This window comes from Devosia subaequoris (genome assembly GCF_014197055.1).
GTDB classification, from domain to species: Bacteria; Pseudomonadota; Alphaproteobacteria; order Rhizobiales; family Devosiaceae; genus Devosia; species Devosia subaequoris.
The window spans coordinates 66,548-86,492 of the sequence record NZ_JACIEW010000001.1 but is presented as its reverse complement, the minus strand read 5'-3'; the positions used below and the strand labels follow the sequence as shown (position 1 = coordinate 86,492).

Genomic DNA, 19,945 nt, shown 5'->3' with positions numbered 1-19,945 from the left:
TAGAACATGGCCCGCCAGACAGATCCTTTCACCGTCGACATTACGCCAGAACTGATCGTTCGCGCCTATAAGGCGGGGATCTTTCCGATGGCGGAGGATGCGACCGACACAGATCTCTTCTGGGTGAGCCCTGATCTGCGCGGCATCATGCCACTCGATGGTTTTCATGCCAGCAAGAGCCTGCGAAAGGCCATGCGCAATTCCGGCTGGGCCATCCGAGTCGATACCGATTGGGACGGCATTGTCGAGGGCTGTGCCACCGTTGGCGATGACCGCCAGACCACTTGGATCAATAGTACAATCCGCTCTGTCTATGGCGAACTATTCAGGCGCGGCATTGCCCATACGGTGGAAGTCTGGGACGGCGATGACCTGGTGGGTGGTCTCTATGGCCTGGCGATCGGCGCGGCATTTTTCGGCGAGTCCATGTTCCACCGCCGCACCAATGCTTCCAAAATGGCCATGGCGCACCTGGTCGACCGTCTGAAGGCCGGTGGCTATGAACTGCTCGACACGCAGTTCCTCACAGATCACCTCGAATCGCTCGGCGGTATCGAAATCCCCCGAACCGAATATGAAGATCGCCTCAGCCTCGCTCTGCAGCGCGAAGGCGATTGGAGCGCTTGGGACAGCAATGACCAAACCTGACGACCTGCCCGAAAGCCTGAGCCCACTAAGCGATCTGACCTGGACCAAAGTTACCATTGGCAGATCAACCTGCGACGTCTGGCGCATCGTCCTTGGCGACGGCAACTCGGTCTTCCTCAAGGCCGAAACCGGTCACCCGCTTGGGGAACTACCGGGGGAGATCGAGCGCCTCAACTGGCTGACTCGCATGGGCTTCAAGGCTCCACGCGTGGTAGACGCCGAACAGGGCAATGATCGCCTTTGGCTCCTGATGAGCGCCGTTCCCGGCGACGACCTTACGCACTACGCCAATCAACCGGAGGTCGTCGTCCGAGCCTACGCCCAGGCTTTGAAACGTCTGCATGCGCTGGATCCGACCACTTGTCCATTTGACCACTGCATTGAAACACGGTTGGCCCTTGCCGAACAGCGCCTCGAAGCCGGTCTCGTCGACGAGACAGATTTCGACGCCGAGCGCCTGGGGTGGACCGGCGAACAGGTGCTTGAATGGCTCCATGCTAACCGCCCCGAGACAGGCGACGCCATCCTCACCCATGGCGACGCATGCACGCCCAATATCCTCGCCGTCGATGGTCGCTTTTCCGGCATGGTCGATTGCGGACGCCTCGGGATCGCAGATGTCTGGCAGGATTTGGCCATCGCTTGTCGCAGCATCAGGGATAATATCGGCCCGGAGCACATCGCGCCCTTTCTCGCCGCCTATGGCGCAACATGGGACGAAACCAAGTTTCGCTTCTATTGCACCCTGGACGAAATGTTCTAGTGCCCCGGATTAAGCGCCAACATCGTCATGCGATCACCGGTATCCGGCGACTCCGCCGGAGGTCCTGTTAGAGCAATCTCCAAGAGCTACTGTGTGTTGCGGCATTGGGAGAACGCGTCCAAAATGAACACGCGGTCGGCGCAAATCAGCGCGCGTCGGGCGGAGGCACGTTGGTCGACGTCTTGCACTCGATGAGCCACACATCATAGACCGCGTGGTCCACCGCGTTGAGCGCCGGACTATCGGCAAACATCCAGCCCGTGAATATCCGCTCCCCGGTGCCGTCCAGGCTCATCTGATTGACCTCAAGAAAAGCAGATGTGCGCTGCAGCGTGTCGCTCTTGGGGCGATCGTAGCAGGCGCGCGGCGTGAGCTCGAGCGCGCCAAACAGAACTGTTTCATCGACATAGACATCGAAGCGCGTAATTCGACCGGTAATCTTGTCGAGGCCGGCAAAGGTCGCAATCGGATTGGCTACCGGCTGCGCCTGCACCGTAGGTACAAAGGGCAAAACGGCCGCTATCAGGAGCGGCCGAAGCAGAATTTTCATGGACTGCCGCAAACCGCGACCCCTTATTCGGGCGACCAGGCCTGGTAATCGCCGGTCACCCGCGGACGCTCGCCCTTGTTGAGCAGGCTGCCATCGGGACGATAGGCGGCGGCCGTCCCGGTCAGGTTGGGCTGATGCGCCTTCTCCCAGGGATGCGGCTCATATTTTGCATTGGCAGGTGCCACATCGGACCGATGATGCATCCAGCCGTGCCAGCCGGGCGGAATGGCCGATGCGTCAGCAAAACCGCCAGCATAGGTTACATAGCGTCGATTGGCCTTGCGGTCCTGATAATAGCGATTGCCAAATTCATCGGACCCGACATAGTCGCCGAAACGGCGGATCCAGAGGCGCGTGCCCCAGGTGTTACCACCCCACCACGAGAAGATTTCGGTCAGGAACTGCTTGATACCGGTCTGGGCCAATTTTCGATTCCGCATATATGGCGTCGATTTGCGGACGGTTTAGCATGGCTCACCGAGCGAGCCTAGACCGAAGACGCCAAATTGCAGTCACGCCTGCTCATCGCGCATCAGACTCATAATCGCAGCAATAATCTGATCCATCTGGCTATCGCTGGTGCCCACCAGTGTCTGGATATGCAATCCTTGGACGAGCGAAACAGGATCGCCACGATGTCCAGCTCGTCCTCAGACCTCCGTCGCTTCCTCGGGCTCTACTACGCCTATGCTTTCCTGTTTGACTTCATCCTCGCCTATGCCTTCTACACGGCGCTGTTTCAGCTTGAGGGCCTGTCGCTAACCGAAATCGGACTGTTACTGGCCTTCTGGTCCGCCACCGCGATCGTGCTGGAGATGCCCTCAAGCGCACTCTCGGACCACTTTGACCGGCGATGGCTCCTGGTCTCTGCGCCACTGTTCAAGGCGCTGACCTTCCTGCTCTGGATCGCCGCTGCGGGCAACTTTTGGCTCTATGCGCTCGGCTTTCTGTTTTGGAGCCTCGCCCAGGCCCTGCAATCGGGCTCTCGAGAGGCGCTGCTGTACGAACGAATGGAACACGAAGGCCGCGTAGTAGACTTCGACAAGGTGCTGGGCCGCGACAATGCCGCTGAGGAGCTCGGCATCGGCTCTGGCGCGTTGCTGGGTGGAATTGTCGCCTATTACAGCTTCGACTGGGGCCTGTGGCTTTCCCTACCGCCACTATTGCTCGCGTCCTTCCTCGCCTTCTGGTTGCGCGACACGCGTCGCGGTGCCGCCGCCCCCGAACCGGTCGAAACCCCGGCCACTTATTTATCGCACTTTGCCGAAGCCGCGATGGAGTTTCGCCGACACGCCGATTTGCGCTTCGTCACCACCTATATCGCGGTCGGTCTCGTGATCTTCGAGCTCATCGAAGAGTTCGACCAGATCTACTATCTTGCGGTCGATCTTCCGGTCTGGGCCTGGGGTATTGCCGGCGCGGCGGTGGAATTTTTCTATGCTGCGGCGAGCATCTATGCCCACCGTCTGGCTGGACGGCCCTGGTTGGCGTGGTTGCTTCCGCTCCTCGGCGGCGGACTGCTGCTCCTGTCTTCAATCGGCACCTCCCCGTGGTTCGTGCTGCTGCTGTGCCTGGCCTATGTGCTCATGGCGCCGCTTAGCGTTCTGGCCGAGGCCCGCTTTCATCGCGTCATGGAAGGCAAAAGCCGCGCCACCACGACTTCCGCCCTGGTCATGGCGGAAAATATCTCGGGCATTCTGGGCACACTGGCCTTCGGTTTTCTGGCAGAGGGCGTCGGCATACTGCCGGCCTATGGTTGGGCCGGGCTGGCAATGGTGCCTTTGGCAACCTGGGTTGCGCATGGTCAGCGCCATGGGCTCAGGGCAACCGACTGAAACGACAGCATTCATGTCGCTGGGGTCATCGTCCGAGCAGGAAGTCTCGCGCCTCATTGATCTTGGCGGCCAGAAATTCTGAGCCGCCTCTGTCGGGATGCACGCCCTTCATCAATTCACGATGCGCCGCCTTGATCTCCTCGTCGGAGGCGCCGGGTTCCAACCCCAAAACAGCATAGGCCTCGGCCACCGGGTCACCGGCAGCACCGTTTGATCGTCCATTATCGGCTCTCGAGGCGCCGTTTTCGGCAAAATATTCTCGCCACCCGGCACGATTGGTGTCGAGCCAGCTCTCAAGCAGATTGACGCTCTCTGAATCGCGCCCGATCTCCTCGATCAGGGCGCGCGTCTCCGCTTCGTCCAAATCCATCAGGTCCCAGCCGGCAAATTGCCCATCCAGCACCCTGCCCGTCAGCTCACCCGTGTCATGGTCCAGTTCCATGGCCAGATACCGGCTGCGGACCTTGGACACATTCGAAGGCCCCGAACCGACGCTGTCGAATGAGAATTGCCCCAGCCGGCCGTGCAGCAGCACCGATGCAGCGACCGCGCCCAGGATCATGGCGATATCGATACGCCGGAAGAGAAGCGCAGCTGCCGCAATGAGCCCGGCGCCACCGCCGACGATCCAGCGCAGCCCGCGCATTACTAGGCGCCGATCCATATTGCGCAGTGCATAGACCAGCCACGCGATGCCGATCAGGATCAGGACGCCGAGAAATACCCAGCTCATTGTTTCTCGATCTGGCTTAGCAGGGCCCGCGCCGCACCGCTCGATTGCAGCTTGAGTTGCGCCCGTCCGCCACTGGCATAGGCCGCCACGGCCTTGAGCAAATCGGCGAGCTGCTGCGGCGCCGAGCTGTCAAACCGCGCATAGGCTCCCTTGGAGAGCCGTGCAAACTCCCGAAAGGCCGCCTCCACCCGGCTGTCATGCCCCTCCTGGAACACAAACAGCGGCAGCCCCATCACACCGAGCTCCCCCGCCTTGGCGCAAAGCGCATCCACATTCTCTTCAATTGCGTCACCGACATAGACCACTGCACTGATGCGCCGCCTCTTGTGCTCATCCCGGGCGTGCGAGAACACCCGCCCAATCTGCGTATTGCCACCCTGGCAGGAAATCGTACTCATCAGGCGGGCCAGAGCGTTGGCATCGAGAACCCATTTCGAGGCTCGGCATTCGCCCAACCCCCGAAAGTAAATCAATTGCACCTGCAGATGCGCGTCCTTGGGGATGGCCTCGAACATGCCTGCCTGCAGGGAAACTGCCATGTCCCAGGTGGGCTGCCTGCTCATGGTCGCATCCATGCCGAACAAAAGCCGCCCATCCTCCGCTGCATTGGGGCGGGCCATAAGCCCCACCTTCTGCACAAAGGCAGACACCTCGTCCCGAACATTGGTTTTTGGCGTCACCGCATCGGCGCGGCGAGCCGGATTTTTTTCACTCATGACATGAATATGTGGCCCCGCGGACGCCCGGGCAAGGCAGGCAGCAATACGGCGGATAAATTTCGCTTGTTCACGTGGAAATGCGCGCGCTCTGTCCGTCATCGGTCTGGCTGCAGCCATGTGGCTATGGCTTTTCCGCTGACACGGCGGATAGGGCATCAAACGAAGTAGCCCCTGCGGAACCCGCACGTTCCCGATCAGGCGGGGTTGGCCACAGCCGCCCCGCCACCTTCGCCGTCGTCGTCCATGCCCCGGGCATAAGCCGCGGAAAGGTCTCGATAATGGCGCGAATTGAACGCAAAAATGGTGACCAGCAGGCCAACCAGGCCGGCAATGGTGAATACGAGCGCTATGCCGCGTTCCGGCCCAGTTCCGAACCAGCCCCCAATCGCGTCTGCCCCCGCACCATCCGTCATGAACGGAATGACCATGAACTGCGTCAACGGACCAATGAGGAATGCCGTAAGGGGCGACGCGGATTGTTCGACCGATTGGGCAAAGCCAAACACCCGGCCCTGCCGCTCCAATGGCACCACTTTTTGCAGAGTTGTGTGCTCAGCAGCCTCGGCATAAGGCGCCAGGAACATCCATAAGAAGCAGCCAGCCGCCAACAGCCAAAACGAGGACTGGATGGTGAATACGCTGCACCCAACCCACATGATGGCGTTGACCATCAATAGGGTACGCAATGGATTCGTGCCCAATCCTGTTCTGGAAATGATGATCCCGCTCAGGATGAAGGCAATCGAAAGCACGCCAAAAGTCAGCCCCCACACCTCCACCGGCACGAGCGACAGGCCATAGGCGTCAAGCAGGGCCATGAAGACGCCGCCGAGAAAATTGTTGAAGCAAGCAAAAAAGATCAGGGCGAACAGTCCCGGCACTGCAGCCACGACCCTTATGGTCCCGGCAATATCCACTCGCTTGGGCTCGGGCGGCACGTCAGGATTGGGCGACGCTCTGCCCTCGTCAATCTGCACCAGGCTCAAATGCAGAAAAACCAGCCCCGTCGAGCCAAGGGCGAGCACCATCACCCCAAACATGCCGGCATAGGCAACCAGAAAGCCTGATATCACCGAGGTGGTGAGAAATCCGATGCCTGTCACCATGCCGACCAGCCCATTTGCTTTGTCTCGGTCGTTCTCGGCGATCAGGATGGTGACCAGCGTGGGCAAGGCAATTGAGCGGATATTGCCCGCGATAACCCCCAGCATCACCAGAAGAACAAAACCCCATAGATACCAGCCATAGGGATCTCGGAACGCCCCCTCGGGCTCAGCCAGCAACATGCCCAACGCCAACAGGTAGAACAGCGCCGACGTTACGCTGGAGGCGAGCATGGCGTGTTTCTTGGCGTTATGATCGACAATAGAGCCGAACCAGAAACCGAACCCGGCCGTGAAGACCAGATAGAAACCGGCGATCATGCCGGTTGCGAACACCGATTTGGTTTCCAAAAATACCCAGAAGGTTATGGCAAACCACACCGTGAAATTGGTGACGTTGGCGACGAGATTGTTGGCGAGAACTTGATGAAATGGCTTCATTATCGACCCATCCCTGCTGGTAGCCAGCCCGAGATGGGGGCGGCCTTCCGTGCCTGATTTGATGCCTGGCAACGCCTGCTGACGAATATCGGCAGCAGCAAAGTGCAGCATCGCATCATCACTGACGATCCATCGTGGATGTCTTCGACACCACAGCGACAAACTCTATCACGCGCTGCCGACCTAGACGCAATGCGTCCGCATCAGGTGATAATTTACCATTCATAAACCAAGCGCGCGCACGCTCTGCTCGCCCAATCCATCAAGGAGTGCTGAAATGCACGAACAAGTCCAACGCCGCGCCTATGCGATGTGGGAGGCTGATGGCCGTCCCGAAGGTCAGGACCAGGCCTATTGGTTCAAGGCCGTTTCAGAAATCGCTTCCGAGGCCGCCAAGTCAATCAAGCCGCCGCGCAAACGTGCGGCACGAAACAAGAAAGTCAGCAAGGCCGCATGATTGCCCCAAACGGCTGGCCGCGGGTCTACATCTCTTGCGGCCAATCACCTTCTTTTTGCTGACCGCGCGCCAACCATTGGAACAACAGGCTTGGCGCCCCCGACGACCGTGTTAGAAGTTGCGCCATGCCGATCCTTTACCTCATGGCAGCGGAGCCGGAATACGGCCCCCATCTACGCGCGCGCATCACGCCACACATGGTAGGCGTGGGTCCGGTAGAGGCTGCCGTAAACGCCACACGCATCATTGCGTGCATGGCCGCCAACCCGCCGGAACTTGTGGTTTCGCTTGGTTCGGCGGGATCTCGCAGCCTTGAGCAATGCGCCGTTTATCAGGCCATTTCGGTGTCCTACCGCGATATGGACGCCTCGGCTCTCGGCTTCTCCAAGGGCGTAACACCATTCCTAGATCTTCCGGCAACCCTGCCGCTCGAACCACTCGTGCCCGGCCTGGTGCCCGCGACGCTGTCCACCGGTGCCAATGTCGTCTCCGGCGCGGCCTATGATTCGGTGTCGGAAAATATGGTGGACATGGAAACCTTCGCCATACTACGGGCCTGCCAGGCGTTCGACATCCCTCTCCTGGCCCTGCGCGGAATTTCCGACGGCAAGGCCGAGGTCGCAGGCATGGCCGACTGGACGCAATATCTTCACATTGTCGATGAGCGGCTCGCCGCAGCCGTGGACCTCATTGAAGACCACTACGGCCTCGGGGCCTGACGCTATTTCCCGTTGCGCTTCTTGTCGCGTCGCCCCCGCTGCCAATTGGTCCACCATCGGCTCCCACGCAACACAGCCGTATTCACCGGCCCTTGCAGGAAAATCAGATCGACCGCCAACAGCAACAGGCCGAGTGGCAGCATCCAGATGCCCAGAACTGGCAAGAAGCTGAAGATGCCGCCCAGCACCAGGACAACGCCGAGTGGAATGCGAATCCAACGCGCGCCCGGGCGTCGCAAGCGTGCCAGCCAGCCAGCGGCCAGACCGGGAATGCGCCTTTCCAGACGATCAAACAGCCGGTTCAGGCGATCTGTGCTCTTGCTCATGCGGTTCCTTTCCGTCTCAACAAGATGGCGCTGAGTTTCGGCAGTTCAAGGGCGTGGAACCGCCCTAATAGCCCAACCGTTGATCGGCAAATACGGAGCACACCATGTCCCTCAATACTTTGCTGACGCAACTTGGCCTCCAGCGGCACGATCCGCATAGCCTGGAAGCCCAATTGCACGCTATGCGACGCGACGTCCATGGTATCAGACAATCGCTGTCACGGCAGACCGGACAGGCTGCGAACCATTGGGGCAACCAGTTGCACGATATTGGCTCGGCTGTCGCCACCCAAACCAGTGAGCTTGCTCAACTGGCCGGCCAGGAGGCGCGGAAGGGTGCCGGTATGATTCGTCGCGATCCGGTACCGGCCATTGCTCTGGCGGGGACGGCCTTGCTGCTCATGCGATTGCTCAACCGACGCTAAGCGCTGGTTAACTGTCCCGCTCAGTACTTCTTTAAGCCTGCGCACGCACTCTCGGGTCACATGCCACTTTCGCCACGATCCCGGAGCGCCCCAATGCGCCAGTTCAATAATGCTATGCTGCGCGCGATCGTGGCCGCTGTGGCCCTTGCTAGCCTCGCGGGCTGTGGTATTGCCGGGATGAACTTGGGCATGGGGCGACTGAGCGAAAAGGAATGCATGATGCGCGCCATGTATTTCGAATCCAACCGATCCAGCGCCGAAGGCATGCTGGCCGTGGGCACAGTGGTGATGAATCGCCTGAATGATCCTCGCTATCCCAAATCGGTCTGCGGCGTAGTGGGCCAGAAGAACCAGTTCGCCCAAGGAGTTCTCACCAGGCCGATGACCGACAGCGGTGCAGTGCTTGCGTCCCGGGTCGCCGATCAAGTGCTGTCCGGCGCCCGACATCCGGGCGTTCAGGCCGCGCAGCATTTCCACACCGCAGGCCTGCGCTTCCCATACAACAATATGTTCTATGTCCTCGAAGCTGGCGGCAATGAGTTCTATGAAAAGCGCCGCGTGCGCTAGCGCCTAGAAATCGCCGCCAATATCGAACCCGCCCCAATCATCCCCACCCTCAAATCCCTCATCGGCCGGGGGCTCTTCAGGGGCCGCTGCCTGAGCTGGATCGCTGAACATGCCGGCTATCGCCGAGCCCAGCAGCATGCCACCGGTCACGCCCAGCGCGGTCTGCGCGGCGCCAGCCAGAAACCCGCCTGAGGCAGGCCGGTCCCATGGCCCGCCTTGCCGCTGGCCCGTCGCTGGCGGAGACCTTCGCTCTTCAGGATCATCACCGAAAATACTGTCCAGGAATCCTGATGGACGGCGTTTGGCATCCGCTTCAAGGGCTTCGATCCTGGTCTGCTGGTCCCGCAAGGCCGCTTCCTGCACGATTATCGTCTGTGCCATGTAATAGGCCGCCGCCGGATGCTCGGACATTCGCTGCGAGATCAGGGCTTCGGCATCCCGATCGCGCGGACCGCTATTGCGCTCCACTCTGCGCAGGCGCTCAAACAAATCCTCAATGGCGTGTTGGTCTTCGTCTCGCAGCATAGCGTTCTCCCATCATCTCGGTCTCAGACATGGGAACCCCGCCTTGCTCCCGCAAGGTCACCGCCGGGTCTGGCGAAGCACATAGCCGATCACCACGGCCATTGCGTCATAGAGTTCGATCGGAATGCTTTCGTCCAGCTCCACCCCGCTCAGCGCCTCGGCAAGAACCGGATTGGCCTCAATCACCACCCCGTTCTCCCCGGCCAATGCAACGATCTTTTCGGCCACCAGCCCGCGCCCCTTGGCAACGACGCGCGGCGCCTCCTGTGAACCTTCCTCATAATGCAGCGCTACGGCAAGCGCTCGATTTAGGGGTTCGTCAGCGCTCATCGTGTGGCATCCAGATGCTGCCCGGACGCAGACGGCGCGGGCCGGGCGGGGGTTGCTGGCGCACCGGTCCGTATCACCACCGCACCCGGTCTCAGTCCGATCGCGGCAAGATCTTCCTTGAGGGCTTCGACATCCGCCGACAGTGCAGCACTCGTTTCAGGCCGCTCCGCCCAAAGCAGCACCCCCGCACTTCCGCCTCGAAGCGAAATCTGCGCGCCGATTTCACCATCGTCGGACAGGTTGATGGCGAACCGGATCTGCCAGCCGCGATCCTCGGCCCGCTCATCGGCGCCTTCGGGATCCTTGTGTATCTGCATCTGCAGCAAATGCTGCTGGCCCGCCACCACCACCGGAAGGTCCAGGCTCCATTGGGTGTCCTGGCGCGCCGCGTTCTGGTCGGGCAGTGAGGCGTTCTGGTGCAGCCGCACCCGCGATAGAGCCGCTTCGGTCCGCTCCAGCAGCATCCTGCCTGCTTCCAGCACGTCATCAGGCAAGTTCGGCGTTCCGACGTCACCTGCTCTTGCGCGCGGCGGCAGTCCACGCAGTGGCGGCGCCACACCCGCAACCTGCGCTACTGGCGCCTGCTGCCCCAACCAGGCGCCCAAGCTCTGCCGCAAGCCCAGCAGAGCCGATTTGGCATCGCCCGCTGCCTGGGTGCCTTGTCCCGCCGCCAGCAAGGCCTCTTGAAATACCCCCGACTTCAGCACAGCAGCTTTGAGCACGGCACCGCTGGCTTGCCCGCCATCCAGCGAAACTCGCGCTGCCAACACTTGCTGGGCGGCCTTGGCAACTGGCTCAGGCAGCGCAAACTTGCCTTGGGCAGCTGTCAGGGCCGTTGTCAGCCCAACCACGCTATCCTGTCGCGGCAGAGCCTGCTGCACCATCTGCGCCAGCGCAGCCTGCGCACTCGTCGGTACCGGGGATTGTGGCTGCAACGGAACTGGACGCGCCTGGTTCGCCTGAGCGGCAGGCACACCGGCCGTATTGGGCGGCGGCGCATGCTGCCCCACAATGCTCGATGAAACCGCCTGCCCCACCGGCGGCAAGCCAGTGCTCGCGGATCCCACCACACCCACCACTGGCCGCCCCGATGCGCTTACCGGCGCCGCCACTGCGTAGGGAATCTCAGTACGCGGCACTGGCCCCGCCCCAGACGCTGCTGGGGCCGTTGTAGAGGGTGGAAAAGCACCCGGAACGCTCGATGTGGACAATGGCGTAGCGGCAGGCTGCACAGACGCACGAAGACCCGCTGCTGCCGCCTCTAGCCCAATATTACCCGTCAGCAGAGACGTTGGATTGGTACGTGCCATCTGCGTTGGCGGTCCATTTGCGGCATCAACCGGCCCGGAGCTTGATGCTGCGGTCACCGCCTGCGGCGTTGCGGTTGCGCCCGGCGGCGGCGCAGCGGTTGGGGCCGGAGCAGATGCCTCACTAATGACCACTGACGTCACGGGCGCAGTGCTGGCGGGACTGGCTTGCGGAACTGCACCTGTCCCATATGGCGCCAGCGGCGCCATGGCAGGCGCAGGAACCTGTGAAGATAGCGGCGCAGCAGGCGTGCCCCCATTGCTCGCTGCAGCAGGCACCGCCCCCGGCCGGGAAGGCCTCGTCGCGGGATTCAATTCGATCTGCCCCTCAGACCGTGCACTTGCAGAGAGTTGGACCTGTGTTGCCGGTGCATTCTGCCCCGCACCGGATATCGGCGCCGTGCCGCCAGCCGGTAGGCGCACGCCTTCGAGCGTTAGTTGCAAATGGCCGTCAGTCTGCTGCACCGCAAGTGTCAGCGTTGCCCCGACCGGATGACTTTGCGGCAGGTTGAGGCTCAAGACCTGCCGCCCGATCTGCACCTGGGTCGCACCTTTGCCGGTCTGAGACAGCACGCGAACTTCCACGGTCTGCCCGGCGGCCTGAGCCAGGGCGCGCAGACTGGCACCGGCCATGGCCAGCGGGATGGGCGGAAGCTGGGACGATATACTCATCGGCCGGGCGACTCCGGCCACGTCATGTGGCTGTTCGGAGTTTAACGCATTGCGCGTTCAGCGCCAGCCATCGACACTTGGCGTGGTGTTCAACCTATTGCGGCCGAATATCCGTATAGTCCTTGGTCATTGGCTTCCCCTTGAAGGTCACCCAGAAAAAGTTCAGCGTATAGGTGCCCGCTGTACGGAACACGCCTTCCTTCTCCAGCCGCCTGCCGGAAGTCTTCATTTTAAGCGCGTAGGTCCATTTGACCCCGCCAACCTTGGAAAGGCGCACTGCAACATCGGTATCCTCGCCGAAGAAATCGATGCTGCGATCGTAGCCGCCAACGGCCTCCCAGGCCGCGCGCTTGAACACGAAATTGCCGCCCTGCACCACCGATCCGACCCGCAGGATGAAGCGGTTGAGAATGTAGATCAGGTAAGTCAGACCATAGAACATGCTGATCAGGAAACGATTGTGCATGGCCATGTCATAATAGACATAGGGGCCGGAAAGGCAGACCAGCCCGCGATCCTTGGCGAACTCGCGCAGCACCACATCGAGCCACCCCTCGGGCACAATGGTGTCGCTATCGATATTGGCGACCAGCTCATAGCCTTCGCTCGCCGCAAAGCCGGCGTCACGCGCATTCACCAACCCTTTTTTGGGCTCGTCGACGACCCGCACGCCTGTAAAGCTGCGCGCGATTTCGCCAGTCCTGTCGGTCGAAGCATTGTTGACGACGATCACGTCGGCATTGGCGCCGGAGCGCTTTATTTCCGCCAGCACCGATTCAAGACATTTGCCGATCAGCGCCTCTTCATTATAGGCGGGAATGACGAAGGCAAGCTTCATGGGGATCCCTTTTGCCCGGCCTGGTGCCGGTCCTTGTTTGTTCTGCACATAGCGCGCTGCGCTGCCTGCGGCAACCAATCGCGCAAATCCTGCGTGAATCAGCCGGCGTTGATCCTGCCCGTTCCGCCATTTCCTCCCGTCTGCTAAGATGTTCCTGAGGTCTGGACGGTTCATGTCCCGTTCAGCGGCAAAGTTGAATGGATACGACCATGAACAGACTTGCTGCATATATTGCAATTTCTTCGCTCTGCCTGACCGGGACGGCACTTGCTGCCGCCGAGGGCACCGCCGTTGGCGTAAAGCCCGACGCCTTGGCGCGCGCCGCTTCGAACGAGCGCGTTCTCGTCATCGGCGCCGATGTAACAGTGGGCGAGACCATCGTCACCGGTCCCCGAGGCAATGTCCAATTGTTATTCGATGACCAGACCCGGCTGGTGGTCGGGCCCGGCAGCACCCTTGAAATCGAAACCTATCTGCTGGCCGGATCGGGCGCCGACAAATTCGCAGTCAACGCCCTGGCCGGCACATTCCGCTTCATTTCCGGCAATAGCCCAAAGGCGGCCTATTCCATCGACACACCCACAGCCTCCATCGCTGTCCGGGGCACCGAGTTCGATTTGACGGTAGGAGGCGGCCAAAGCTTTATTCTGCTCTATGAGGGCGCTCTGACCGTTTGCCGTGGTTCTGATTGTGTCAACCTCGCCAATCGCTGCGACATAGGCGCCGTGGCTGGTGGCAACGCCAGTCTCCTCACCTGGCGAGATGACGAGCGTGATCGCGTGGTGCCAAATTTCCCGCTGTCCAATATCCAATCGATCTTTTTGCCTCCCTTCCGGGTTTCCGGTGGCCAGGCATGCCTGGCGCCACCACCGCAATCCGCGTCTGACTCGCTGGTGGACGGAGCAAATGGTCACAGGGCCCCGGTCCAAAATCAGCCATGCATTGATCCGAAAAATTGTTGACGCGCAACCTGCACCGGGCAAACGCCAGCCACTTGAACTGTAGGGCAAAACATCCTTTGGTGTCCGCCCGACCGGCCGACAAGAAGTGAGCCAGAGTGGCCTCCTCAGAACGATCCCCCGCAGAAGATGCCAACCAATCAGGGTTTGAAAGGCTCCGCTCCAGATTGCGGCTGCTTTACCACGGGCAGTCGGCAAAGGCCTTGCGATTCCAGACCGTTATCCTCTTGGTCGATCTGGCAATCATTGCCTTTTTCATCGCCACGCCATTGCTTCGCGAAACCGAAACCTTCCTCTGGATCGACTATTCGATAGCCGCGATCCTCGCCATCGACCTGATCGCGCGCGGCCTGGCCGCCACCCATCCCCTACGCTGGGTGCGGCAATTGCCGGTGATCATCGATATCTTCATCCTGATCACGCTTCTCGCACCCACCTGGCTGTTCAATCTGGGCTTCCTGCGCATCCTGCGGCTCTGGACCTTGTCGCGCTCCAGAATGGTCTGGCGGCCGCTCGAAAAACGGGGTTTGGGCGAATATCGCGACACCATGCAGGCGGTGATCAACCTGCTGGTCTTCATCTTCGTCGTCACCGGCTTCGTCTATACCGCCTTTGCCCGGCGCGATTCCGGCATTGCCGGCTATGTCGACGCGCTCTATTTCACGGTCGCCACCATGACCACCACCGGCTTTGGCGACATCGTCCTGCCCGGCACTTTCGGCAAGCTCGTCTCGGTGGTGGTGATGATCGTCGGTATTTCGCTGTTCGTCCGGCTCGCCCAGCTCATTTTTCGCCCCGCCAAGGTGAGTTTCCCTTGTCCCCAATGCGGCTTGCATCGCCATGAGCCCGATGCTGTTCACTGCAAGGCATGCGGTCACTTGCTCAACATCCCGGACGAAGGAATGGGCTGAACCCCTATTTGATCACCGGCAACCGCACTCGGAAACACGCCCCTGGCAAGGGCCCGGGCACCAGTTCCAGCGTGCCATTCATCCTGGCTACGATCTGCCTGCTGATCGCCAGGCCGAGGCCCGCACCGCCCTGATCCCCGCCGCCTTCAACGCCGCGCCAGAATTTCTCGAAGATGAGCTTTCGATCGGTCTTGGAGATTCCCGGACCGTTATCTGCCACATCAACCACGAACTGCCCCGCACGCACAGTTGAACTCACGCGAACCATGGGATGGTCGGCATCATTGTATTTAACTGCATTGGAAATCAGGTTGATGAACACCTGACAGAGACGGTCGCTGTCCCCGTCGACCATGGTGGTATGCGCCCGCTCGCCAAACTCCACGCGCATGCCCTTCTGCCGCAGCAACGCGTCGCAGACCGCGACGGCACGATCCAGAGCCTCTTCCGCATTTACCGGCGCATTCTGCCAGCTTCGTTCTCCCCGTTCGAGCGCGCTAAGGTCCAGAATTTCATCGAGTAGCCTGGTCAGGCGCAGGCTCTCATTGTGGATCGTGGAGATGAAGCGCTGTCGCTGTCCGTCATTGAGTTCCCCGGGCTCCATCAGGATTTCGGAGAACGAACGGATCGAGGTCATCGGCGTCCGCACCTCGTGGCTCACCTGGCTAAGAAACTCGTCCTTCTGGCTGTCCAGCTCGCGGAGTTGCGCATTGGCATCTTCCAGCTTGCGAGCTGTGACCCGCAACTCCGCCGAAGTTCTTTCCAGTTCCTGAGAGTACTCGATGACCTGCTGGGTTTCATCGGCCATCTGCATCATCTCTTCGAGCGACACGTCGCCGCCGGCCACCACTTTTGCCAGCATCACATGCGCCGAGGCCGAGCCGATGGATCCAGCCAGTTCGCGCTCCAATTTGGAAATAAACTCCGGCGTCGGCTCCAGCATCGCCGGTTCGACACCACGCTCCTGCGCCGCAGTCTCGAACAGTGTCGCCGCCCGTTTTTCGCCCAGCACCCGCTCGGCAACAAAATATAGATCATTCGCTGTCGCAGACCCGGGCATGAAACCGCGATGGGCGAAAGGACGGCGGCGGAACACATCCACAAAGGCTGCAGCCTGGATACGCTCGAGCGCCGATTGGCTGGACACTAGCGATCCCAGCACCAGAAAAACGCTGTTGAGCAGCAGGCTCCAGAACACCGAGTGCACCAGCGGATCGAGTCCATCCAGACCGAACAGATTCTCCGGTCGCAGGAACCCAATGCTCCAGGGTCCGCTTTCCATGACATCGGACACCCATGGCAGCACCGTTTCGAAACTGGGCAGGAACATGGTCCAGGCCCACACGACAAACCCGATCAGAATGCCGCTCGCCGCCCCGCGCTGCGCCGCTTCGCGCCAGTAGAGGCCCGCCAGGATGGCCGGCAGAAACTGCGCGACACCGGCAAACGAAATGAGCCCGATCGGCGCCAAAGCATCGTCGCCGGTCAGCGAAAAGTAGAGAAACCCCAAGGTCAGGATCACTCCGATCGACACCCGTCGGCTCAATAGCAGCAAGCGCCGAACACCCTGCCCGTCGCCCTGCCCGACATTGGACGAGCGTAGGATGATCGGCATGATGATGTGGTTCGACACCATGATCGACAAGGCAATCGAGGCCACGATAATCATTGATGTAGCGGATGAAAAACCACCGATAAAGGCAAGCAACGCAATGCCAGATTGCCCTTCGGACAGCGGCAGCGTCAGCACAAACATGTCCGGATTGGCACCTTCCGGCATCACCGTCATGCCGTAAAGCGCAATGGGCAACGTGAAGACGCTCATCAGCAGCAAATAGGCGGGGAAGGCCCAGCCTGCGACGCGCAGATGATCCTCGTTGGCGTTTTCGACCACGGTGATCTGGAACTGGCGCGGCAGGCAGATGATCGCAGCGGCCGACAGCACCGTCATCGCCACCCAGCGTGGGCCGAAGGGGTCGTCTTCATAGATCGCAATGCCTGCCGCCTCCGCGCCGCGATAGATCGATTCGAAGCCCCCACCCAAACCGAAGGTGACGAACACACCGACCGCCAGTAGCGCCGCAAGCTTGACCACCGCCTCGAACGCAATGGCAGCAACCACTCCATGGTGCTGCTCCTTGGCGTCGACATTGCGCGTGCCGAACAGAATAGTGAACAGCGCCATGCCCGCAGCAATACCGAACGCCAGGGCACCGTCATCAACGCCGACAAGACTGCCCCGCGCGCCCTCAGCCGATTCCGCAACCACCTGGATGGAGGCGGTAATCGCCTTGAGCTGCAAGGCGATGTAGGGGGTGATGCCAATAACGGCGATCAGTGTCACCAGCACGGCCAGCCGGCTCGACTTGCCATAGCGCGAAGACAATAAATCCGCGATCGACGTAATAGCCTGCATCCGGCCAATCCGGACCAGCTTGCGCAATATGAACCACCAGCCGACAAAAACGATGGTGGGCCCCAGATAGATGGTCAGGAACTCGAGCCCCCCGCGCGCGGCATTGCCGACGGCGCCATAGAAGGTCCAACTCGTGCAATAGACCGAGATCGAGAGCGTATAGACAGCAGGCGAGCGCAGGAATGACGACTTGTTGGCGCGCGTGTGCCGGTCCCCGAAATAGGCCAGGACGAACAGCAGCCCCACATAGACGATTGCGGTGATTATGACGAAGTCGGCCGAAAGCATCACTCGTCCCCTTCGTGGCCATCCTCATCCGAGGCGTGGGGCAGATAATGCGTCAGGACGCCGGCTCCGATAACCATCAGCGCCCAGACCCCGAACAGATAGACGACGATCTGTGGGATCCCGAAAAACAGGATCGGATGATTGAAGATATAGACCAGGGGCGGAAGAATCAGCAGCGCACCGAACATCGCAAAGACGAAAACCCCGCTCTCCAGCTTACGCCGCGCGGTCATCATCACCCAGCAATTGGCGTACTGCTCCAACCACTTCCGCGTTGGAATAGGGCTTGGTCACGAAACCATCGGCGCCCAATTCCTCGGCAATGCGCCTGTCTTGCTGTTGTCCCTTGGCGGTCAGGATCAAGACCGGCAGGATCTTGGTCGGCTCTTCGGAACGCAATTGCTTGAGGACGTCGAAGCCACTGCGCTTGGGCAGCATGATATCGAGCACCAGGATGCGCGGCAGCTCGCGGCGCACGCGCTCAAGCACGGCTTCGCCATCGGTGACCGATTCCACACTCCATCCTGCTCGGCGCAAAATGAAGTCGAGCGATTCCAGAATGCTAGGCTCATCTTCGGCAATCAAAATGTCGATAGCCAATACTCCCCCCATCATTCGCGGTCTCCCCTCCGCGAATGGCGCTACTAAATCGCAATCACCCGCCCTCGCCAAGGGCAAAACCATTTGGGACCAAGGCCGTACGCAGATTTTCGCGCCCCGGGCCCGGTGCCAGAGGCTCTTCCTGCCTGCTGGCGCAATTCGAACGCGTACAGAGCCGGCAGGTGGGGCCGACCTCGACATCAGCGCCGGTGTCACCCAGGTCCAGGCCTTGCGCGTATACCGTTCTATCCGCGTGCAGCACGTTGCAGGCCAACATGACCGAGGCCATCACAGGTGGCTCGTGAAATGCCGCCGCCCGGCGCTGTACCGTGCGTGCAACAAAAAGATAGCGCGAGCCATCCGAGAACCGCACCACCTGGCGCACCGGCATGTCAGGCGTTCGAAACGCGCCATAGATTGCCCAGAGCGGGCAGGCATGGCCCGAATAGGGCAGCAACAATCCCGGAAGCGGAAAGTGTTTGGTGAGCCGGCCGGCCGGGTCCGAGCGCAGAAAACCGAACGGCACGCCCTCTTCACCGGGGCGGCGAAGCGAGACCAGCCGATGAGCCACCTGCTCATAGCTGGCATAGTAAGTCTGGCGAAGCTGATCGATGTCATATCCCGTCGCCTCCGCCTGCCCCAAAAAACCGGAATACGGGAACACCATAGCGCCGGCCAGATAAGATCCAAGCGCCCGCCGCGCCAGTCGCAGGGCCGCGGGAGACGCCAGGGCAGCCTCACCCAGTTCCGTCTCGATCACCGATCCGGCGGCCAGCTCTCCATAAAGCCGGGCGAGCTGAAACTGCCGCGTGGCCAGTGTCGTGGCGCCCTGCAACCACATGGTCGCGATCTCGGGAAAATAGCGATACTGTCCCGGAAAGTCCGCTGGCCCAGATGGCGGCGCCCCTCCAATGGTGATACGCACGCCAAACTGTCTCTCAAGCGCCGTTACGAGGCCTTCCAGCCCGAACAGCCCGTGTCGCTCCACGTCCGCCCTCAGCCCCTCTGCTGCGACTTCCAGCGCCGGGAAATAATTGGTTCGTTCGATGAGCAAGTCATCGATTTCCCGCACCGCTGAGACGTTGCGCCGGCTGGCGCTGGCATTCTCGAAGTGGCCGATCAGATTGCGTGCCACCGCACCAAGATTGCGGGTTTCGCGTCCGATAGAGGCGAGGAATCGTTCGCGCTCGCCCTCGTCGAGGTCCGTAACCTCTTCTAGAATTTCAGCGCTCGAGCGCACTGCGGTAACCCCGGACAGAATCTGGTGCAGCAATTGGCTCAGCAAAGGATCCGAGCGCAACCGGTCGGCAAAGGCATCAGCACTGGCCACCGCCTCGGTATAGGCGCGGTGCAATCGTGTCATGGCCTGTGCGCTGGCGGGATACTGCGCCACCATCTGCCGCCGCTCGTCAGGCTGAAACGGCAGCGACTCAACCATCGGTTCGGCATAGGCCTCTTCCAGGTCCTGCAGCAGCTTCTGTTCGGCCTGCCCGGTCAGATCGTCGATGTCGATGTTCAGATGCAGCGCCACGCGCTGCAGCAGTGCACCGCCCACGTCGCGTTTGTTGTTCTCGATCAGATTGAGATAGCTCGGCGATATGCCCACCAGACGCGCCAGTGCGGCTTGCGAAATCTTGAGCGATTTCCGCCTGTTGCTGATCCTGAACCCAATTGGCGCACGCATGGCCTTCCCTCCCCAGAACAGCCCTTCTGTCAATGAATTGACAGATGCATGATATTGTCAGGACAATAATTTACAAATTTTCCTTGGAATTACAATAGCCTATTGCTGTCATTTTCAAATGTGTCGAAT

The 19,945-nt window shown here is 60.7% G+C and carries 22 protein-coding genes and 1 pseudogene; 9 read left to right on the top strand and 14 right to left on the bottom strand.

Annotated elements, in window-relative coordinates:
- Positions 1 to 6: 6 nt before the first annotated feature.
- Positions 7 to 648: a leucyl/phenylalanyl-tRNA--protein transferase gene (gene aat / locus GGR20_RS00450; RefSeq protein ID WP_183309288.1), complete on the top strand. Its 642-nt coding sequence runs from the start codon at positions 7 to 9 to the stop codon at positions 646 to 648.
- Positions 635 to 1,411, top strand: a complete 777-nt coding sequence (locus tag GGR20_RS00445) for an APH(3') family aminoglycoside O-phosphotransferase (protein WP_183309287.1) — start codon at positions 635 to 637, stop codon at positions 1,409 to 1,411. The genes aat and GGR20_RS00445 overlap by 14 nt, the downstream gene beginning before the upstream one ends.
- Positions 1,412 to 1,556: 145 nt before the next feature.
- Here GGR20_RS00445 and GGR20_RS00440 read toward each other — a convergent pair whose 3' ends face one another.
- Both GGR20_RS00440 and GGR20_RS00435 read right to left on the bottom strand, forming a co-directional pair.
- The gene (locus GGR20_RS00440; RefSeq protein WP_183309286.1) at positions 1,557 to 1,961 is read right to left on the bottom strand and encodes a DUF2155 domain-containing protein; all 405 of its coding nucleotides are present in this window, start codon (positions 1,959 to 1,961) and stop codon (positions 1,557 to 1,559) included.
- A gap of 23 nt (positions 1,962 to 1,984) precedes the next feature.
- Positions 1,985 to 2,371, bottom strand: a complete 387-nt coding sequence (locus tag GGR20_RS00435; RefSeq protein WP_183310011.1) for an NADH:ubiquinone oxidoreductase subunit NDUFA12 — start codon at positions 2,369 to 2,371, stop codon at positions 1,985 to 1,987.
- Positions 2,372 to 2,596: 225 nt separating this feature from the next.
- Here GGR20_RS00435 and GGR20_RS00430 point away from each other — a divergent pair, with 225 nt between their 5' ends.
- Complete coding sequence (locus tag GGR20_RS00430; protein ID WP_183309285.1) at positions 2,597 to 3,796, top strand: MFS transporter; 1,200 nt, start codon at positions 2,597 to 2,599, stop codon at positions 3,794 to 3,796.
- A gap of 25 nt (positions 3,797 to 3,821) precedes the next feature.
- On the opposite strand, the gene GGR20_RS00425 is transcribed toward GGR20_RS00430, so the two are convergent.
- The 3 genes from GGR20_RS00425 to GGR20_RS00415 all read right to left on the bottom strand — a co-directional run bounded on the left by GGR20_RS00425 (position 3,822) and on the right by GGR20_RS00415 (position 6,903).
- A complete protein-coding gene (locus GGR20_RS00425) occupies positions 3,822 to 4,529 on the bottom strand; it encodes a DnaJ domain-containing protein (RefSeq protein WP_183309284.1) in 708 nt (235 codons plus the stop codon).
- Positions 4,526 to 5,245: a VWA domain-containing protein gene (locus GGR20_RS00420; RefSeq protein ID WP_183309283.1), complete on the bottom strand. Its 720-nt coding sequence runs from the start codon at positions 5,243 to 5,245 to the stop codon at positions 4,526 to 4,528. The genes GGR20_RS00425 and GGR20_RS00420 overlap by 4 nt, the downstream gene beginning before the upstream one ends.
- 197 nt (positions 5,246 to 5,442) lie before the next feature.
- Positions 5,443 to 6,903 carry an MFS transporter gene (locus tag GGR20_RS00415; protein WP_246349347.1) on the bottom strand — a complete coding sequence of 487 codons (1,461 nt, stop codon included), beginning with the start codon at positions 6,901 to 6,903 and terminating at the stop codon, positions 5,443 to 5,445.
- A 166-nt stretch (positions 6,904 to 7,069) separates the two neighbouring features.
- Between GGR20_RS00415 and GGR20_RS00410 the strand changes: the two genes are divergently transcribed.
- Positions 7,070 to 7,249 carry a DUF2934 domain-containing protein gene (locus GGR20_RS00410; RefSeq protein WP_183309281.1) on the top strand — a complete coding sequence of 60 codons (180 nt, stop codon included), beginning with the start codon at positions 7,070 to 7,072 and terminating at the stop codon, positions 7,247 to 7,249.
- A 125-nt stretch (positions 7,250 to 7,374) separates the two neighbouring features.
- Positions 7,375 to 7,968: a 5'-methylthioadenosine/S-adenosylhomocysteine nucleosidase gene (locus GGR20_RS00405; RefSeq protein WP_183309280.1), complete on the top strand. Its 594-nt coding sequence runs from the start codon at positions 7,375 to 7,377 to the stop codon at positions 7,966 to 7,968.
- Positions 7,969 to 7,970: 2 nt separating this feature from the next.
- On the opposite strand, the gene GGR20_RS00400 is transcribed toward GGR20_RS00405, so the two are convergent.
- Positions 7,971 to 8,294 (bottom strand): hypothetical protein, encoded by a 324-nt coding sequence (locus GGR20_RS00400; RefSeq protein ID WP_183309279.1) that lies wholly within the window; start codon positions 8,292 to 8,294, stop codon positions 7,971 to 7,973.
- A 104-nt stretch (positions 8,295 to 8,398) separates the two neighbouring features.
- Between GGR20_RS00400 and GGR20_RS00395 the strand changes: the two genes are divergently transcribed.
- Positions 8,399 to 8,719, top strand: coding sequence for a hypothetical protein (locus GGR20_RS00395; protein WP_183309278.1), 321 nt, complete (start codon positions 8,399 to 8,401; stop codon positions 8,717 to 8,719).
- Positions 8,720 to 8,833: 114 nt separating this feature from the next.
- Positions 8,834 to 9,274, top strand: a pseudogene (locus GGR20_RS00390) (cell wall hydrolase); the annotation flags it as partial.
- Positions 9,275 to 9,289: 15 nt separating this feature from the next.
- On the opposite strand, the gene GGR20_RS00385 reads toward GGR20_RS00390, so the two are convergent.
- From GGR20_RS00385 to GGR20_RS00370, 4 genes are all read right to left on the bottom strand, one after another.
- Positions 9,290 to 9,811 carry a DUF2076 domain-containing protein gene (locus GGR20_RS00385; RefSeq protein WP_246349346.1) on the bottom strand — a complete coding sequence of 174 codons (522 nt, stop codon included), beginning with the start codon at positions 9,809 to 9,811 and terminating at the stop codon, positions 9,290 to 9,292.
- A 57-nt stretch (positions 9,812 to 9,868) separates the two neighbouring features.
- Positions 9,869 to 10,141 carry an EscU/YscU/HrcU family type III secretion system export apparatus switch protein gene (locus tag GGR20_RS00380; protein WP_183309277.1) on the bottom strand — a complete coding sequence of 91 codons (273 nt, stop codon included), beginning with the start codon at positions 10,139 to 10,141 and terminating at the stop codon, positions 9,869 to 9,871.
- A complete protein-coding gene (gene fliK, locus GGR20_RS00375) occupies positions 10,138 to 12,120 on the bottom strand; it encodes a flagellar hook-length control protein FliK (protein ID WP_183309276.1) in 1,983 nt (660 codons plus the stop codon). Before fliK ends, GGR20_RS00380 begins: the two co-directional genes overlap by 4 nt.
- A gap of 94 nt (positions 12,121 to 12,214) precedes the next feature.
- Positions 12,215 to 12,958, bottom strand: coding sequence for a glycosyltransferase family 2 protein (locus GGR20_RS00370; protein ID WP_183309275.1), 744 nt, complete (start codon positions 12,956 to 12,958; stop codon positions 12,215 to 12,217).
- Between the two features lie 311 nt (positions 12,959 to 13,269).
- On the opposite strand from GGR20_RS00370, the gene GGR20_RS00365 reads away from it, so the two are divergent.
- Together GGR20_RS00365 and GGR20_RS00360 are read left to right on the top strand one after the other, a co-directional pair.
- Positions 13,270 to 13,920 (top strand): FecR family protein, encoded by a 651-nt coding sequence (locus tag GGR20_RS00365; RefSeq protein WP_210283020.1) that lies wholly within the window; start codon positions 13,270 to 13,272, stop codon positions 13,918 to 13,920.
- A 95-nt stretch (positions 13,921 to 14,015) separates the two neighbouring features.
- The gene (locus GGR20_RS00360; protein ID WP_183309273.1) at positions 14,016 to 14,828 is read left to right on the top strand and encodes an ion channel; all 813 of its coding nucleotides are present in this window, start codon (positions 14,016 to 14,018) and stop codon (positions 14,826 to 14,828) included.
- 4 nt (positions 14,829 to 14,832) lie between these two features.
- Here GGR20_RS00360 and GGR20_RS00355 read toward each other — a convergent pair whose 3' ends face one another.
- Genes GGR20_RS00355 through GGR20_RS00340 form a run of 4 tightly spaced genes read right to left on the bottom strand, consistent with a single transcriptional unit; the run spans position 14,833 to position 19,816 of the window.
- Positions 14,833 to 17,532 carry a sensor histidine kinase gene (locus GGR20_RS00355; RefSeq protein WP_183309272.1) on the bottom strand — a complete coding sequence of 900 codons (2,700 nt, stop codon included), beginning with the start codon at positions 17,530 to 17,532 and terminating at the stop codon, positions 14,833 to 14,835.
- Positions 17,532 to 17,765, bottom strand: a complete 234-nt coding sequence (locus tag GGR20_RS00350; RefSeq protein WP_183309271.1) for a hypothetical protein — start codon at positions 17,763 to 17,765, stop codon at positions 17,532 to 17,534. Before GGR20_RS00350 ends, GGR20_RS00355 begins: the two co-directional genes overlap by 1 nt.
- Positions 17,749 to 18,147, bottom strand: coding sequence for a response regulator transcription factor (locus GGR20_RS00345; protein WP_246349345.1), 399 nt, complete (start codon positions 18,145 to 18,147; stop codon positions 17,749 to 17,751). Before GGR20_RS00345 ends, GGR20_RS00350 begins: the two co-directional genes overlap by 17 nt.
- A 40-nt stretch (positions 18,148 to 18,187) precedes the next feature.
- Positions 18,188 to 19,816, bottom strand: a complete 1,629-nt coding sequence (locus tag GGR20_RS00340) for a helix-turn-helix domain-containing protein (RefSeq protein WP_183309270.1) — start codon at positions 19,814 to 19,816, stop codon at positions 18,188 to 18,190.
- Positions 19,817 to 19,945: the final 129 nt, after the last annotated feature.